The sequence below is a fragment of the Serratia sp. D1N4 genome (assembly GCF_054552755.1).
Map to the genome: position 1 here is coordinate 622,578 of NZ_CM137274.1, position 18,285 is coordinate 640,862.

11 protein-coding genes are annotated in these 18,285 nt (G+C 54.2%); 9 read left to right on the forward strand and 2 right to left on the reverse strand.

The features are described 5' to 3' along the window. The first annotated feature begins 287 nt into the window (after positions 1-287). Entirely contained in the window at positions 288-2,996 is a 2,709-nt protein-coding gene (mgtA, locus tag ACX1CU_RS02645; RefSeq protein WP_459401098.1) for a magnesium-translocating P-type ATPase, read from the forward strand. Between the two features lie 155 nt (positions 2,997-3,151). Here the strand turns inward: mgtA and ACX1CU_RS02650 are convergent, their stop codons facing one another. After that, positions 3,152-4,081, reverse strand: coding sequence for a LysR substrate-binding domain-containing protein (locus ACX1CU_RS02650; protein ID WP_459401099.1), 930 nt, complete (start codon positions 4,079-4,081; stop codon positions 3,152-3,154). 418 nt (positions 4,082-4,499) lie between these two features. Here ACX1CU_RS02650 and ACX1CU_RS02655 point away from each other — a divergent pair, with 418 nt between their 5' ends. From ACX1CU_RS02655 to ACX1CU_RS02690, 8 genes are all read left to right on the forward strand, one after another. Beyond that, a complete protein-coding gene (locus ACX1CU_RS02655) occupies positions 4,500-5,108 on the forward strand; it encodes an ankyrin repeat domain-containing protein (protein ID WP_459401100.1) in 609 nt (202 codons plus the stop codon). Between the two features lie 141 nt (positions 5,109-5,249). Next, on the forward strand, positions 5,250-6,020 hold the full coding sequence (locus ACX1CU_RS02660; RefSeq protein ID WP_459401101.1) for an oxamate carbamoyltransferase subunit AllH family protein: 771 nt from the start codon (positions 5,250-5,252) through the stop codon (positions 6,018-6,020). Continuing rightward, entirely contained in the window at positions 5,998-7,545 is a 1,548-nt protein-coding gene (gene fdrA, locus ACX1CU_RS02665) for an acyl-CoA synthetase FdrA (RefSeq protein ID WP_459401102.1), read from the forward strand. The genes ACX1CU_RS02660 and fdrA overlap by 23 nt, the downstream gene beginning before the upstream one ends. Beyond that, entirely contained in the window at positions 7,545-8,963 is a 1,419-nt protein-coding gene (locus ACX1CU_RS02670) for a YlbE family protein (RefSeq protein WP_459401103.1), read from the forward strand. The genes fdrA and ACX1CU_RS02670 overlap by 1 nt, the downstream gene beginning before the upstream one ends. Before the next feature lie 251 nt (positions 8,964-9,214). Next, entirely contained in the window at positions 9,215-10,765 is a 1,551-nt protein-coding gene (locus ACX1CU_RS02675; RefSeq protein WP_459401104.1) for a xanthine permease, read from the forward strand. Between the two features lie 305 nt (positions 10,766-11,070). After that, on the forward strand, positions 11,071-12,021 hold the full coding sequence (locus ACX1CU_RS02680; protein WP_459401105.1) for a carbamate kinase family protein: 951 nt from the start codon (positions 11,071-11,073) through the stop codon (positions 12,019-12,021). Positions 12,022-12,034: 13 nt separating this feature from the next. Next, on the forward strand, positions 12,035-13,429 hold the full coding sequence (locus ACX1CU_RS02685; protein WP_459401106.1) for an amidohydrolase family protein: 1,395 nt from the start codon (positions 12,035-12,037) through the stop codon (positions 13,427-13,429). Positions 13,430-13,609: 180 nt separating this feature from the next. Beyond that, a complete protein-coding gene (locus ACX1CU_RS02690) occupies positions 13,610-16,003 on the forward strand; it encodes a family 20 glycosylhydrolase (RefSeq protein WP_459401107.1) in 2,394 nt (797 codons plus the stop codon). 628 nt (positions 16,004-16,631) lie between these two features. Here the strand turns inward: ACX1CU_RS02690 and ACX1CU_RS02695 are convergent. After that, positions 16,632-17,447, reverse strand: a complete 816-nt coding sequence (locus ACX1CU_RS02695; RefSeq protein ID WP_459401108.1) for a winged helix-turn-helix domain-containing protein — start codon at positions 17,445-17,447, stop codon at positions 16,632-16,634. Positions 17,448-18,285 lie beyond the last annotated feature (838 nt).

Genomic DNA, 18,285 nt, shown 5'->3' on the forward strand with positions numbered 1-18,285 from the left:
AATATACTCTAAATAATTCGAATTTCAGGAAGGCGGCAAGTGAGCGAGTCCCCAGGAGCATAGATAACGATGTGACTGGGGTGAGCGAGTGCAGCCAACGCACATGCAATTTGAAGTATGACGAGTATAAACGGTAAACAGCGGCGTGCGCTTCGCAGTTCGCCCCTGTTATTAACATAAAGAGCATCTGCCTCGGCGGACAATTTTTGGCGTGCCAAAAAGCGTTGCGGCGTGCAGATTCGCTGTTCATCCATTGTCGTAAGGCATTGGGCGACAAGGTGCGAACCATGAAATTCAAAAATATTCCCCGTCAACTGCTCGGCTTGTTTAGCCGCAGCCTACCGCGCCGCCTGGTACGGCGCGATGCCCTGCTGGCAAGCGTCAGCGGAGCGGCACATGAACTGCCTGCCGGTCTGGCCCAGCAGCGCCTGGAGTGCGCCGCTGCCAGCAAAATGCAGCTTTATGAGCGCTTCAACAGCCACCCGGAAGGTATCACCGACCGTGAGGCGGAAACCGCGCGCAGCCAGTTTGGTGCCAACGTAATTGAAAACCAGCAGGCCGAGACCTGGTGGCGCCACCTGTGGCACTGCTATCGCAACCCGTTCAACCTGCTGCTGACGGTGCTGGGGCTGATCTCCTACGCCACCGAAGACTTGACCGGTGCGCTGGTGATCGGCCTGATGGTGGCGATCTCCACGCTGCTGCACTTTATTCAGGAGGCCCGTTCCAACAAGGCGGCGGATGCGCTGAAAGCGATGGTGAGTAACACCGCAACGGTTTACCGCAGCGATGCGCTGACCGGCAAAAGCGCGCACGTTGAGCTGCCAATTTCTCAGCTGGTGCCGGGCGATATCATCAAACTGGCCGCCGGGGATATGATCCCGGCGGATCTGCGGCTGCTTTCCGCCAAGGATCTGTTCATCAGCCAGGCGGCGCTGACCGGTGAATCGCTGCCGGTAGAAAAAAGGGTTGAATCGCGTGCTCCGCTGGACTCGCCGCTGGAGTGCCAGAATCTGTGCTTTATGGGCACCAACGTGGTGAGCGGCACTGCGCTGGCGATGGTGATTGGCACTGGCGGTAATACCTACTTCGGCCAGTTGGCGCAGCGTGTGATCGGCCAGGATGAGCAGCCGAACGCCTTCCAGAGCGGTATCAGCAAAGTAAGCTGGTTGCTGATCCGCTTTATGCTGGTGATGACGCCGATCGTGCTGCTGATCAACGGCTACACCAAGGGCGATTGGTGGGAAGCCGCGCTGTTTTCGCTTTCCGTGGCGGTGGGTTTAACCCCGGAAATGCTGCCGATGATCGTCACCTCTACCCTGGCGAGAGGGGCGGTCAAACTGTCGCGCCAGAAAGTGATCGTCAAACGCTTGGATGCGATCCAGAACTTTGGTGCGATGGACATTCTGTGTACCGATAAAACCGGCACCCTGACCCAGGATAAGATCGTGCTGGAGCGCCATACCGACGTATTTGGTGCCAATAACGAACGGGTGCTGCGCTATGCCTGGCTGAACAGCTTCTATCAGACCGGGCTGAAAAACCTGCTGGACGTGGCGGTGCTGAACTGTGCCGATGAGCACCAACAGCCGGAGTTAATGCAGCATTACCGTAAGGTGGACGAGATCCCGTTTGATTTCGAACGCCGCCGGATGTCGGTGATAGTAGAGAAAGACAAAGAGTATCATGAGCTGATCTGCAAGGGCGCTCTGGAAGAGATGCTGACGATCTGCAGCCATGTGCGGCAGGACGAAGAGGTGATCCCGCTCAGTGATGCCTTGCTGACACGCATCCGCCGCGTGACCGACGATCTCAATCAGCAGGGGCTGCGCGTAGTGGCGGTCGCCAACAAGATCCTGCCAGCGGCAGAATATGAATATGGCGTGGTGGATGAAGCGGATCTGATCCTCGAAGGGTATATCGCTTTTCTCGATCCGCCGAAAGAGAGCACGGCTCCGGCATTGGCAGCGCTGAAACAGAACGGCATCACCGTTAAGATCCTCACCGGTGATAATGAGCTGGTGGCGGCCAAAGTGTGCAAAGACGTTGGCCTGGCGGCGGATCAGGTGCTGCTTGGCCGCGACGTTGAACGGATGAATGATGAAGAACTGACTCAGGCGGCGGTGCGCACCACGCTATTTGCCAAACTGACGCCGTTGCACAAAGAGCGCATTGTGCAACTGCTGCGCAAGCAAGGGCACGTGGTTGGTTTTATGGGGGATGGCATCAACGATGCGCCGGCGCTGCGGGCGGCGGATATCGGGATCTCTGTGGATTCGGCGGTGGATATCGCCAAAGAAGCGGCAGATATCATCCTGCTGGAAAAGAGCCTGATGGTGCTGGAGCAGGGGGTGATCGAAGGCCGCCGTACCTTTGCCAACATGCTGAAATACATCAAGATGACCGCCAGCTCTAACTTCGGTAACGTGTTCAGCGTGCTGATTGCCAGCGCCTTTTTACCTTTCTTGCCGATGCTGCCGCTGCACTTGCTGATTCAGAACCTGATGTACGATATTTCACAGATCGCCATTCCGTTCGACAACGTGGACGACGATCAGATCACTAAACCGCAGCGCTGGAACTCCGGCGATCTGGGGCGCTTTATGGTGTTCTTTGGGCCGATCAGCTCGATCTTCGACGTTTTGACCTTTTGCCTGCTGTGGTTTGTGTTCAAGGCCAATACGCCAGAAATGCAGACGCTGTTCCAATCTGGCTGGTTTGTGGAGGGGTTGCTGTCGCAGACGCTGATCGTCCATATGATCCGCACGCGCAAAATCCCGTTTATCCAGAGCCGCCCTTCCTGGCCGCTGTGCGTGATGACGCTGGCGGTGATCGCCACCGGTATCGGCCTGACCTTCTCGCCGCTGGCCGGTTTCCTGCAATTGCAGGCGTTGCCGCTGAGTTACTTCCCATGGCTGGTGTTGATTCTGGCCGGTTACATGGTGTTGACCCAGTGCGTGAAAGGCTGGTTTGTGCGCCGCTACGGCTGGCAGTGATTTTTGTCGGGGAATCATACATCAATGGCTAAAGGAGTCGCCCCCTCACCCTGTGGGAGAGGGCCGGGGTGAGGGGCTTGTAGTGCGGTGATCGTCTCCTCTCCCCAAGGGAACGGTTAGCCTTAACTGACAGGCATTAGGGCTTTGTACCCCCCTTAAATGCGATAGAGTAAATCGGCATAAATCTCGGTCAGTGCTCCGCCCGGCGCGAACTGCTTTTTGATCCACTGGGTGACCTGCCCGGTTGCCGCATGCTGCGTGGCCAACAACATGCGGGAATCCTGCCGTGGGTTATGAATGTTGCGGATGACCAGTACCCCTTTGGTCACCGCCTCACGCACCATATATTCCGGCAAAAAACCAATCCCTTCACCCAAAATCTGACACTGACATTTGGTGTTGAAATCTGGCACCAGAATCGCTTCCTGGCCGTGTAACAACCAGCCCACTTTTTTATTGATGGTATGCGCGGTGTCTTCCACCATGATGTTCGGATACAGCCGCAGCTGGCTCTCGGATATCGGTTCCGGCATCAACGCCAGCGGGTGATCGGGCGCAATGGCGAACACCCAACGGATGGCGCCAATTTCGGTGTAATCAATCCCACCGCCATCCAGCAGGGTATCTGGCGCGCCAATCGCGACATTGGCATGATGAGTAATGATGGAATCCCAAACGCCGTTGTACACCTCGGTGGTCACCGTGATATGGCAGGTAGGGAACTGCTTTTTTAATACCTGCAACAGCCGGGCGGTATGGCGTGGGGTATAGAGCAACTGATTGATACAGATGCGCACCCGTGCCTCAATACCCTGCGAGATGGTATCGATGCCGCGCTTGATGGCGTGGAAGTCGTTCAGCAGATCGGTGGCCTTACGGTAGAAATAGAAGCCGGATTCGGTGAGCTCAATGCTGCGGGTGTTGCGGTTAAACAGCACCACATCCAGCCCGGTTTCCATGCGCTTAATGGTGTAGCTGATGGCCGATGTCGTCAGGCCCAGTTCTTCGGCCGCTTTGCTGAAGCTGCCGAAGCGCGCCGTGGTGGTAAAAGCCAACAGGTTCTCTTCGGTAAAAATGGAATTCATGCGTTGGGCTCCGAATTCATCCCACCTGATGGTGGTGACCGAAGAAGGGGAAATCCACTCCGGCCGCAGGGTTGAATGTATTGGTAATTCTCCAGATGGGCAACCAGTATTGAACGGAATTTAACACTGGCGTTACAACTGATTTGAAGAGAGTCACACTTCTGATGATTTGTTTAAAGCCTGATGTAGCAAGCGATAAAAGCCTGTTTATCGCAGAGGCGTTTACTCTGATGAACGAGTGAAAACGCCAGGGAAAGCCTGCGCTGCCGCACATTTTGCCCTGATTGTTGAAAACTATTCAATAATGCTTCCCTTTGCGATGAATGATTTTTAAGCGGATGTTTTTCTTCTGCGTCTGTTGCTATTCTCAGTAGCAATGAAAAGTATCAGAAGCCCACAAGAAAAAGGGAGCCAGAATATGCCAGAGCAAGAATTGATAACCGCATTTCTTTTTGCTGCGGAACAGGGCGATAGCGATGCGCTGAAAAAATGCTTGGCTAACGGTGTGGATATTAATACCACCAATCGTCAAGGCAGAACCGCCATTACGCTAGCCAGCTTGAATAAACATTACGACTGCGTGGCATTATTAATCTCCGCCGGTGCGGATGTTGATAAACAGGATCAAACCTGTTTTAACCCCTTCCTGCTTAGCTGTTTAAATAACGATTTAACGCTATTGCGTTTGGTATTGCCCGCCAAGCCAGATTTGGATCGTTTAACCCGTTTCGGTGGCGTAGGTATTACCCCCGCCAGTGAGAAAGGTCACGTTGAAATTGTGCGCGAATTATTAACGCGCACCGATATTAACGTTAATCACACCAATTTTGTCGGCTGGACGCCGTTGCTGGAAGCGATTGTGCTTAATGACGGCGGGGCCAAGCAGCAGGAAATTGTCAAATTACTGCTCGATCACGGTGCCAATCCCCATATGACCGATAAATATGGTAAGTCGCCGCTGACGCTGGCGCGTGAAAAAGGCTATCACCACATTGCTGAGCTGCTGGTTGCCGCTGGTGCAGAATAGAGGAGAAACGCTATCGCACCGCCACTCAGGCAGTGCATCACGGCGCTATCGGCGGAGGGGGCCTTCCCCCGCCAGCGGCTAAGCGGGCAGGTCGAACAGGTGTTTTCCCGCGCGGTAAACCTGTTCGTCCCAGAGCAGCACATGCTCTATACGTTATTAAGCGATGAGTACGATAACGCCCCCAATAGCTGCCGAATAGCGCTCAGGCACTGCGACAAGGTATTTAGCCCCGGTGAACGGGTGCTGTTTTCTCCAAGCGGTATTGAAATTGGCCAGGATAAGTGGATTGATTTTTCCCGCTGCCAGTTATGGCAACAGCCTGAGCACGCTTTAACGGCTGAAAGCATTAAATATATTGATTGGCAGCGATGGGGGGAATGGATTAATCAGCACGCAATATCCGGTAATTCACTTTTTCATTATCGTGGTGAAAATATATTTCATCAGGAAATAGCGAGGTTATTACAGCATCATCGTGAAGCGTTATTAATGGCAATGCGGCGGAATAAATTTCCTGACGAAGCGATATATTCCCTTATTGGTTTAGGGATTGGCTTAACGCCTTCTGGTGATGATTATCTGGTTGGGCTTTGCGTAATATTACTTGTTCCTGGCCACCCGGCGCAAAATTATCGCGAGAATTTTCTCGCCGTGCTGGAAAAGGCGAAAGAAAAAACCACGCTGTTGAGCGCAATCACTTTAGCGGCGGCAATCAATCAGCGCTATCGGCAGGTTATTAGCAACCTGATAACCCAAATAGTGCGTGACGAGCGCCACCTTATTATTCACACCATTAACGAAATTAAACAGATCGGCTCAAGTTCAGGTTACGACATGCTGCATGGCATGGCGGATGCCTGCCTCTTGACCTCATATTTTGGAGAAAAATATGCCCATCAGGATCATGGTTAAAAAGAACACCTGGTTTGATTCCGTTTCACTGATGTCGATCTCAACCAAAGCCAACCAGTTGGACGGGGTTGAACAGGCGTTTGTGGCGATGGCCACCGAAATGAACAAAGGGGTGTTGCAGAACCTGGGGCTGTTAACCCCGGAGCTTGAAGAGGCCAAAAACGGCGATCTGATGATCGTCATCAAAGGGGCCAGCGAAGAGGCGAACCAAGCCACGCTGCAAGCGATTGAAGCGCTGTTCACCCATAAAGATAAAAGCACCCGGCACGAGGCGCGCTACGCCACCTTAGCCAGCGCCAAGGCCAATATCCCAGAGAGCAATCTCGCGGTGATCGCGGTAAACGGCCTGTACGCGGCGCGCGAAGCCCGCCAGGCGCTGGAGAACAATCTCAACGTGATGCTGTTCTCCGATAACGTCTCGATTGACGATGAGCTGGCGCTGAAACAGCTGGCGCATGAAAAAGGGCTACTGATGATGGGGCCGGATTGCGGCACCGCGATTATCAACGGCGCGGCCCTGTGCTTTGGCAACGCGGTGCGCCGGGGCAACATCGGTATTATCGGCGCGTCCGGCACCGGCAGCCAGGAACTGAGCGTGCGCATCCATGAGTTTGGCGGCGGTATTTCGCAGCTGATTGGCACCGGCGGGCGCGATATGAGTGAAAAGATCGGCGGCCTGATGATGCTCGACGCTTTGCAAATGCTGGAGGAAGACAGCGGAACGGCGGTGATTGCGTTGATCTCCAAGCCGCCTGCGCCCGCGGTGGCGCGCACCGTGCTGGAACGCGCCCGTGCCTGCCGCAAGCCGGTGGTGGTCTGTTTCCTTGGGCGCAATACGCCGCCTGCCGATGAAGCAGGGGTGCAGTTTGCGCGTAGTACTAAAGAGGCCGCGCTAAAAGCGGTGCTGCTAACCGGTATCAAGCAAGAGTCTCTCGATCTCCATCCGCTCAACTGGCCGCTGATTGAAGACGTGCGCGCCAAACTGACGCCGCAGCAAAAATACATTCGCGGGCTGTTCTGTGGCGGCACTTTGTGTGACGAGGCGATGTTTGCTGCCCTGGAAAAATACAGCGACGTTTACAGCAATATCCAACCCGACCCGGCAATGCGCCTGAAAGATCTGAACCAGAGTGTGGCGCACACCTTCCTCGATTTTGGCGATGACGATTTCACCAACGGCAAACCGCACCCGATGATCGACCCCACCAATCGCATCAGCCGTCTGTTGCAAGAGGCGCGCGATCCTGAAGTCGGCGTGATCGTGCTGGATTTTGTGCTCGGCTTTGGTGCTCACCAAGATCCGGTGGGGGTGATGATCGAGGCGATCAAAGAGGCCAAGGCGATTGCCGCCCGCGAGCAACGGCCGCTGGAGATCCTTGGCTATGTGCTGGGGACCGATCTTGATACGCCATCGTTGCAACAGCAGTGCCAGATGCTCACGGACGCGGGTGTGATCTGGGCCAGCAGTAGCACTAATACCGGGTTACTGGCGCGTGAATTTGTCTGCAAAGGGGAGAAAGCCTGATGAGCCATACATTATTTAACCAGCCGTTGAACGTGATCAACGTTGGCCTGGCGATGTTCAGTGACGATCTTAAAAAACAGCATGTGCCGGTGACCCATCTCGACTGGACGCCACCGGGGCAGGGCAACGTGGCGGTGATCGCAGCGCTGGACCAGATCGCCTCGCCACATCTTGCCGATAAAATCGCGGCGGCGAACCAACTGGCGCTGGAACGCATTATTCAGTCGCACCCGGTGCTGGTGGGTTACGACCAGGCGATTAACGTGGTGCCGGGCATGACGCGCCACACCATTTTGCACGCTGGCCCACCGATTAGCTGGGAAAAGATGTGCGGCGGCATGAAAGGGGCAGTGACCGGGGCGCTGGTGTTTGAAGGATTGGCGGCCAATCTGGACGACGCGGCCAAGCTGGCGGCCTCCGGCGAGATCGTCTTCTCGCCGTGCCACGAGCATGACTGTGTTGGCTCGATGGCGGGCGTCACTTCTGCGTCAATGTTTATGCACATCGTCGAGAACAAAACCTACGGCAACCGTGCGTATACCAACATGAGCGAGCAGATGGCGAAGATCCTGCGCATGGGGGCCAACGACCAGAGCGTGATTGACCGCCTGAACTGGATGCGTGATGTGCAAGGCCCGATGCTGCGCGACGCCATGAAGCTGGCGGGGGAGATCGATCTGCGGCTGATGCTGGCCCAGGCGCTGCATATGGGTGACGAATGCCATAACCGCAACAACGCGGGCACTGCGCTGCTGATCCAGGCGCTGACGCCGTGGATTATTCAGACCGGTTACCCGGTGGAGCAGCAGCGTGAGGTGTTCGATTTTGTCGCCAGTAGCGATTACTTCTCCGGCCCGACCTGGATGGCGATGTGCAAAGCGGCGATGGATGCGGCGCACGGCATTGAGTACAGCACCGTGGTCACCACCATGGCGCGTAACGGCGTGGAGTTTGGCCTGCGCATCAGCGGGTTGCCGGGCCAGTGGTTTACCGGCCCGGCACAGCAGGTGATCGGCCCGATGTTTGCCGGTTACAAAGCGGAAGACTCCGGGCTGGATATCGGCGACAGCGCAATTACCGAAACCTACGGCATTGGCGGCTTTGCTATGGCGACCGCGCCAGCGATTGTCGCGCTGGTGGGCGGCACGGTGGATGAGGCGATCGATTTCTCCCGCCAGATGCGCGAGATCACCCTCGGCGAAAACCCCAACGTCACCATTCCGTTGCTGTCGTTTATGGGGATCCCGACGGCGATCGATATCACCAAGGTCGGCAGCAGCGGCATTCTGCCGGTGATTAACACCGCCATCGCGCATAAAGACGCGGGGATCGGCATGATCGGCGCCGGTATTGTTCACCCGCCGTTTGCCTGTTTTGAGCAGGCGTTACTGGCTTATCGCGATCGCTACTGCCAATAACCCTGTCGTCTTTCAAGCCGCAGCGCTGTTACCTGCACTAACTCACCCCAGTCACTTACCTGAGTAAGCTCCTGGGGATGAGTTAGCTTGGTGCCTAGCTGCAACTTGAAATCCATAGGGGATAACAATAACAGGGGCTCTAGCCCCAAGGTAGCAAACCAACACCAGAACCAGAATGTTGTTCACCTGCAGGACCGATAGCGATCCCGTGGATCGTAGAGCGTGTTTTAACGACCTGTGAAGGACAGTCCATGAACAGAATAAAATTAGAATGGAAACGCGGTAACTGGGCAGCCTATTTCGGGCTGATGACCAATAACCTGACCAACCTGCTCACCATGATGGGGCTGCTCATCTTTGTGGTGGGTATTCCGAAAGAGATTGTTTACGGGCGCATTGCCCCGGCCTTTGGGCTGGCGGTGCTGACGGCCAGCATCTGCTACACCTGGTTTGGCCTACAGATGGCGCGCCAGACCGGGCGTACGGATGTGACCGCGCTGCCGTCCGGCCCCAGCGCACCGTCGATTTTTACCGTCACTTTTCTGGTGCTGATGCCGGTTTATCAGCAAACCGGCGATGCTAATTTTGCCATTCAGATCGGCCTGGTGTGGTGCTTTGTCGAAGCGCTGATCCTGGTGGGCGGCTCATTCCTTGGCGAAACCATCCGCAAGATGATCCCGCGCACCGTGCTGCTTTCCTGCCTGTCCGGCCTGGGGCTGTTGCTGTTGGCGATGAACCCGATGCTACAGGCGTTCGAAGCGCCGACCGTCTCGTTTATCGTGCTGCTGCTGATCTTTATCAACTGGTTTGGCAAAAAGCCGATCTTCGCGCGTATTCCCACCGGTTTACTGCTGCTGGTGGCCGGTACCGCGCTGGCGTGGATCTCGGGTCTGCAAAGCCCGGAAGCGATTAAAGCGTCGATGTCTTCCTTTGGTTTCAACCCGCCAGGCGTGCACGTTGACAGTTTCCTGCAAGGCTTACCGCACGCGCTGCCGTACCTGGCTTCCGCCGTTCCTCTGGGCTTGGCGAACTATATCTTTGACCTGGAGAACATCGAAAGTGCGCACGCGGCGGGGGATAACTACAACACCCGTAAAGTGATGATGGCAAACGGCCTCTCCTCAATGCTCGGCTGCCTGATGGGCAACCCGTTCCCGGTAACCGTTTACGTGGGTCACGCCGGTTGGAAAGCAATGGGGGCCAGCATCGGCTACACGCTGGCTTCCGGCGTCACCATGTTTATCGTGCCGTTATTCGGGCTGGGGGCCTTTATGCTGGCGGTGATTCCGATGACCGCGATTGTACCGATTCTGGTATTTATCGGCGTGGTGACCGCCAACCAAGTGGTGAGGGAAACGCCGAAAGCGGAGGTGCCGGTGATCTTCATCTGCCTGTTCCCGTGGATCGCCAACTGGGCGCTGACCATGGTCAACAGCGTGATGGCAGCGGCGGGCACCTCGGCTGCCAAGCTGGGAGCTGAGGTACTGCACAGCAAGGGCGTGTATTACCAGGGGCTGGTGCATTTGGGTAACGGTGCGCCGCTTGCCAGCATGCTGTGGGGCTGTATCGCCATTTTCGCCATCATTAACAAACCGCTGCGCGGTGCGGTGGCGGCGGCAACCGGTGCGCTGCTGGCATTATTCGGTGTGATCCACTCGCCGATGGTCGGCTTTGCAGGGGGTAACTCGTTACTGTTCGTGGTGGCCTATCTGATGATGGCGGGCATGTTTGTGGTGAAACATTTCCTCGATAGCCGCGAAGAGGCTCCTGCTGTAGCGCCGGAGCCCAGTAAAACTGTGTAACTTCAGTGATTCCCCCCTCACCCCAGCCCTCCCCGTGGGAGAGGGAGCCGTTAGGGGCAGTGGTCAGGAACGGTAGCTTCCCTAGGGGAGCCATTACGGTGTGTGGTTGGTACAGGCGTCAATTTGCGGCACGTTCAGTTCCCTCTCCCTGTGGCAGAGGGAACCGTTAGGGTGCTGTGGTTGGTACAGGCGTCAATTTGTGGCACGTTCAGTTCCCTCTCCCTGGGGGAGAGGGTTAGGGTGAGGGGCAAATCACCCGGCCCTACCTTGAACGGATAGGCGACATTTCTTACCGGATAATGCAGATGAAAGAACTTGTGGTGGTTGCCATCGGTGGCAACAGTATTATCAAAGACAACGCCAGCCAGTCGGTTGAACATCAGACCGAGGCGGTAAAAGCGGTGGCCGAATCGGTGCTGGAGATGTTGGCAGCGGATTATGAGATCGTGCTCACCCACGGCAACGGCCCGCAGGTGGGGCTGGAATTACGCCGCGCTGAGATTGCGCATGAGTACGGAGGATTGCCGCTGACCCCGCTGGCCAACTGCGTGGCGGATACTCAGGGCGGCATCGGCTATCTTATTCAGCAGGCGCTCAACAACCGGCTGGCGCAGCGTGGTGAGCAGAAAGCGGTAACGGTGGTGACCCAGGTGGAAGTGGACAAAAGCGACCCCGGTTTTATGCGCCCCACCAAGCCGATCGGCGCATTCTTTAGTGCTGAACAGCGCGATGCTTTACAGCAGCAACAGCCGAGCTGGCGTTTTGTGGAAGATGCTGGGCGCGGTTATCGCCGGGTAGTGGCTTCGCCGGAGCCCAAGCGGATTATCGAAGCCGACGCCATTAAGGCATTGGCCCAGCAGGGGTTTGTGGTGATTGGTGTCGGTGGTGGTGGTATTCCGGTGATCCGCAATCCGCAGGGGCATTATCAGAGCGTGGACGCAGTGATCGATAAAGATCTCTCGACCGCGCTGCTGGCCCGGGAGATCCGTGCAGATGTTTTAGTGATCACCACCGGCGTGGAGAAAGTGTGCATTCACTTCGGCAAGCCGAATCAGCGCGAGCTCGATCGGGTGAATGTGGCAGAGATGACCCGCTATATGGCGGAAGGGCATTTTCCTCCCGGCAGTATGCTGCCGAAGATTGTCGCCAGCCTGGCGTTTTTACGCGAGGGTGGAAAACGCGTGGTGATCACCACGCCGGATTGTTTGCCCGCCGCACTGCGCGGTGAAACGGGTACCCATATCGTCAACCTCTGAGAGGGAAGAACAGATGAATGAGAATAAAAGCCGTCGTGAGTTTTTAAGCCGCAGCGGCAAAGTGGCTGCCGCCTGTGCGTTTTTGGGCGCGGCCAGCTCGGTCAGTTATGCAGCTACCAGCAAAACGGCCAAGGCAGAGGCGGGGGCACCGATGAAAATTACCGACCCGCACTATTATCTGGATAACGTGCTGCTGGAGGCGGGCTTTGAGTTTGAAGGGGCGACCCCGGTCAGCACCCGTACTGAACTGAAAACCCTGGAGATCAACCAAGGCAAGATTGTTGCCCTGCGCGATAACCGCCAGCACCCAGACGGCACGCTACCGGCGTATGACGCTGGCGGTAAGCTGATGCTGCCCGCGATGCGCGACATGCATATCCACCTGGACAAAACCTTTTACGGCGGCCCGTGGCGCGCGCTCAATCGCCCGGCGGGTACTACCATCAAGGATATGATCGCGCTGGAGCAGAAATTGCTGCCCGAGCTGCAACCTTTTACCCAAGAGCGGGCAGAAAAGCTGATCGACCTCATCCAGTCATTCGGTTCCACCACCGCCCGTAGCCATTGCAACGTTGAACCCACTTCGGGGCTGAAAAACCTGGAAAACCTGCAAGCGGTGTTGGCGCGCCGTCAGTCTGGTTTTAGCTGTGAGATTGTGGCTTTTCCACAGCATGGCCTGCTGTTTTCCAAGTCAGAACCGCTGATGCGCGAAGCGATGCAGGCGGGGGCACATTATGTGGGCGGTTTGGACCCGACCAACGTTGATGGAGCGATGGAAAAGTCTCTGGATACTATGTTCCAGATCGCGCTGGACTATAACAAAGGCGTGGATATTCACCTGCATGAAACCAGCCCGGCGGGCATGGCGGCGGTGAATTACATGTTGAGCACCGTGGAGAAAACCCCGCAGCTGAAAGGCAAGCTGACCATCAGCCACGCCTTTGCGCTGGCAACGCTCAATGAGCAGCAGGTCGATGAAGTAGCAGCCCGCATGGCGGCTCAGCAGGTCACGATCGCCAGTTCGGTGCCGATCGGCACGCTGCATATGCCGCTTAGCCAGTTGCGCGAAAAGGGTGTGTTCGTGATGACCGGCACCGACAGCGTGATCGATCATTGGTCACCGTATGGTCTGGGGGACATGCTGGAAAAGGCCAACCTTTATGCCCAGCTCTATATTCGCCCGAACGAGAAAACCCTGTCGCGCGCGCTGGCGGTGGCTACCGGCGATGTGCTGCCGCTAAACGATAAAGGCGAGCGTGTATGGCCAAAAGCCCAGGACGACGCCAGCTTTGTGCTGGTGGATGCCTCCTGTTCCGCCGAAGCGGTGGCGCGGATTTCACCCAGAACCGCTACCTTCCACAAGGGGGAGATGGTGTGGGGGCACGTTGGGCAAGGCAGTAAAGCCTGATAGGTAGACCTTTTCTATGAATAGGGGTTGGAGCAAGGGACATTATATTCACCTTCCCAATCCCTAAATCAATTTGTGATCCACCTCCCTTTTTTGCCCTCGTGGTTGGACATCCCCACGCCGCTCGGTCTTTATCTACCTCTTTGGTTATTTTGATTTTTTTCCTTTGAGGAATTGCTGATGCACAAACCCTTCAGTTATACGCTACTGGCTTCTTCGCTGTTATTTTCCCTCAATGCCGCAGCGCTGCCTGCGGGGGATTTACCGTTAATGCCTTGGCCGCAGCAGGTTGAACTGGCGCAGCCGCAAGGCAAACTGCCGCTGGATTATCGTTTAACCATCAACATACGGGGGGACGAACTGACGGAGGCTCTGCCGCGCTGGCGCGAGCGCATCGAACGCCAAACCGGCTGGACGCTGGCACCGCAAGGGGAGCAGAACGGAGCGGCAACCATTGAGATTATTATCAAGCAGCAGGTTGCGCCACAGCCCTTGCCGGATAGCGATGAGAGCTATCAACTGCAAGTGACGCCACAGGGTGCAACGTTGACCGCCAACACGCGTTTTGGTGCGTTGCGCGGCATGGAAACGCTGCTGCAACTGGTGCAGACCGACGGTGAGAACACCTTTATGCCGTTGGTGAATATCACCGACGTGCCGCGTTTCCCATGGCGCGGCGTGCTGCTGGATTCGGCACGTCACTTCCTGCCGGTTACGGATATCCTGCGCCAGATCGACGGCATGGCGGCGGCGAAACTCAACGTCTTCCATTGGCACCTGACCGACGATCAGGGTTGGCGTTTTGCCTCTGAGCATTACCCCAAACTGCAACAACTGGCCAGCGACGGCCATTTCTACACCCGCGAGCAGATGCAGCAGGTGGTGGCCTATGCCACTGCACGCGGGATCCGCGTGGTGCCGGAGATCGATCTGCCCGGTCATGCTTCCACTATCGCCGTGGCTTACCCGGAACTGATGAGCGCACCGGGGCCGTATCAGATGGAACGTGCCTGGGGTGTGCATAAGCCGACGCTCGATCCTGCTAACAGCCGGGTGTATCAGTTTGTCGACAATATTATCGGCGAACTGGTGGCGATTTTCCCCGATCCTTACCTGCACATCGGCGGGGACGAAGTGGATGCCAGCCAATGGAACGAGTCGAAAAGCATTCAGGCATTTATGCAGCAAAACCAACTGGCGGATGCCCATGCGCTGCAAGCCTTCTTCAACCAAAAGCTGGAAAACATCCTCGAAAAACATCAGCGCCGCATGGTGGGTTGGGATGAGATTTATCACCCGGTCTTGCCGCATAACATTGTGATCCAATCCTGGCAGGGGCCGGACTCTTTGGGAGCCAGCGCGCAGGACGGTTATCAAGGCATTCTTTCCACCGGTTTTTACCTCGATCAACCACAAAGCACCGCTTACCACTACCGCAATGAGATTTTGCCGCAGCCGCTGGACGTGGTGACGGAGGTGCGGGAGGGGGAAAGCGCGCAAAGTTGGCAGTTCAGCATGCCGCGCTTTAAGGGCAGCGCGGTTGAAGGCTCTTTCACGCTGATTGAAGGCAAAGAGGGTTGGCGCGGATTTATTGATTTTAAAGGTAAATCGCGCCGTGCGGTGCAGGATATTCAGTGGCGCACGCCGGAACAGGTGACTTTCTGCATCGACAGTTGGATGGGGGAAACGTGCCCGGTGTTGACGTTGCAGCAGGATCAACTGACCGGCTATACGCGGGTGGGCAATGTGCGTTATCCCACTACTGGCAGCAAATTGGCGGCGATCCCAACAGGTAAAATGCCGGTGGTGCCGGATGAACAGCATCAGGCCAATATTCTGGGTGGCGAAGCTGCATTCTGGGCGGAAAACATTCGCGCGCCGATCCTCGATATCAAAATGTGGCCCCGCACTTTTGCGGTGGCGGAGCGCCTGTGGTCGGCGAAAGATGTTACCGATGAAAGCAATATGTATCAGCGGTTGGCGGCGGTGGATGCCTGGTCGGTGGTGTCCGCAGGCTTGCAGCAGCATGCTGCAACGGCACGCGAGTTCACCCGCTTGGCTAACAGCGTGGAGATCACGCCGTTGCAGATCCTCGCTGAAGCGGTGGAACCCGGTCAGTATTACACTCGCAATCATCTGAAGTTTAAAGCCGGTCATTATCACCAGTTCGAACCGCTAAACCGCTTTGCCGATGCGTTGCCAGCGGAAAGTGCGGCAGTGCGTGATTTGCACGCTCAGGTGGCATTGCTGCTGAAAGACAAGAATCAGCAGGCGGCAGCTCAGGCGATTCGTGCGCGTTTACAGCACTGGCAGCGTAACGGTGCGCCAGTGCAGCAAGCGATCGCGGGCAACGTGGTGATGAAGGATCTGGCTCCGGTGGCGCAGGACGTCAGTGCGTTGGCCGATCTGGGGCTGATGCTGTTGGATCGCTATCAGCAAGGCAAGCCATTGAGCAAAGCCGAAGCCGAACGGGCGCAACAGCAACTGGATGCCGCTGCGCAGATCCGTGATGAAGTGGTGATTGCGGCGGTGTACCCACTGGAGGCGTTATTGCGCGGCATTGCGGTACGTTGACTCAATCATTGCAGGGCTCAGTTTTGGCCCTGCAATGAGCGTTAGATACCATTATTGTCAAGAAATGTTGAAGCAGTCAGGTTAATATTTATTCCTGGCTGCGATAAAACGGGGCATAAAATAGTCGAAGGTGAGATGAATGGTATTCACGTATAGAGGGGCTAACGAGAACAGTATAAGGTCACAAATTTGTCACTCATAAAAAGGAAGTTACTATTTCCTACGGAATACATGTTAAATCTATAATCTTCGCCATTAAACAACATAAAAGAAGGGAACATGCTCCTTAATACGTCTGCTGAGGCTGTATTGCCTGGGAGTTCGGAGACGATAGATTGACTTATCATATAGCCATTTTCGTGACGGGCCAGAAAGAATGAGGACGCTCTGCGTATAACGGTTATCCGATGGTTATCACTCTCTACGATGCCATCGAAGTTAACTCGCCCGCGATTTCCGTTCAAGAATAAAGAAACCCGCATCCTACTTGCTGTATGCTGATTGCCACTGACCAAGGTACCATGACAAGAGAGGTTTATATTATCTGGCGACTTATTGATAAAGGCATAGTAAAGCAAAGCAAACAAAGCCAGAACAGCAAGAATGTTGGCGTAGATATATATTCTTTTCATCTTATGTCCTTCCCAATGAAATTATAAGTTATGCAGGAAGGGGGTGGGTTACTGTCTATTGGGGTATTACAGGCAACGGCGGAAGTACGAGTGCTATAACTAAATACGGTGATGTACAGATAAGGTTTTTTTTGGCAGTCGACACCTAACTCTTTAATCATTTGTATCCTTCTTGATACCTCGGGAATGAAGGTGTTGGCATAAGTGGTACACTCAGTCTCATCAGGATAGAGCGAATAATGGCTTAACGGTGAGGATTCTGTTCTTTCCAAAGAGTGGTAGAGTATTACCGACGTCATTATCAACATGAGAATCAGGCAAGCCAGGAGCCATTTTAGTACGGCATTCTTTTGGCTCCACCAAGATGACGGTGAGTTGGCCTGCACGAGCACGATCTCTTTATGTGGAGCTTCATCGGTCAGGATCTCTGATGGGATATTGGTGGTCGTATCGATCACTTCCTCACCAAGTTTTTCCTGCACGGTAAAAATAGGATTGAGTTTAAATCCCTGTCTAGTCACCGTTAGCACCATAACTCCATATTTCTTGGAAATACTTTTTAGCGCTTTACGAAGCAGGGCTATATTCTGATAGAGCGTGTTAACCGAAACGCTATGGCCTTCCTCTCCCCAAACGTATTCGTAAAACTCATTCTGGGGAACGAGGCTGAAACGCTGCTCGATAAGCAGTTCCAAACAGCGACTGGCTGGCATATTAAGGGAGATGGTAATATTTTCAGCCCCGAAAGCGACCAACTGATAGGTCTCTGGCCAAAATTCAAAACTTGAATCAATGATGTATCGCTTGCTCATGTTCCACCAGGCTAGTGAATTTATTTTTTATATATCATTATGTTAAATCTCAAGCGATGTCTCAAGTTAGCGCTGACAACCTGAACAACACCAAGATTAGCCCTGTTGCTTATCATATGACGACCACTTTATTGATATCACAGCAATATCGTGATGCTTCGTCTACAAAACAATGTGTTACCTAAGTGTAATTCAAAATGGCAGTCTCTGGTTATATCAAATAATTTTATTTTACGATTTTCATATTCCATTGTTATTTATTGATTTTAACCAAGAGAAATGCTCTGTTCCTCATGAGTATAACTATCGTTATCGTGTTAGCACCGCTTGTTGATGTGCACAGAAAGGGAGTATTCGGGGCTTACAGTGAGACGAAGGTGATGGAATAGCAGCGCATTTTTTTAGAAACATTTCAGACTAATGAGTTAAATAGCCTGATAAGCAGTTTTCATGCCTCTGGCTGATTTTATGAGCATGTCTTTACCATTTATCTTGTTTTGGCGAAACATCACCAAGCAAAACAAATAAAAAGATATATGATATTGATTTTTATGTATTTTTTATTTTTTTACTTTAGATTTATCAGAAGGTTTAAATTTCTTTCAGGCGTGGTTTAGATACTTTTTAGTCTTAATTAGATATCTAAATACAACGTTTTTTCTTTCATCAGGGAAATTTCAGCGATACGATATGCCTCATGAAAATGTCATTGTTAGTACGTTAATGTTATCAACAAGAGATATGTTGTGAAAATATTAAAATGATATGATTATAGTGTATTTATGCAGGTAAATAAATGAAGAGTAATACCTGAAAACGAAAAAAGGTGATAGCTCTA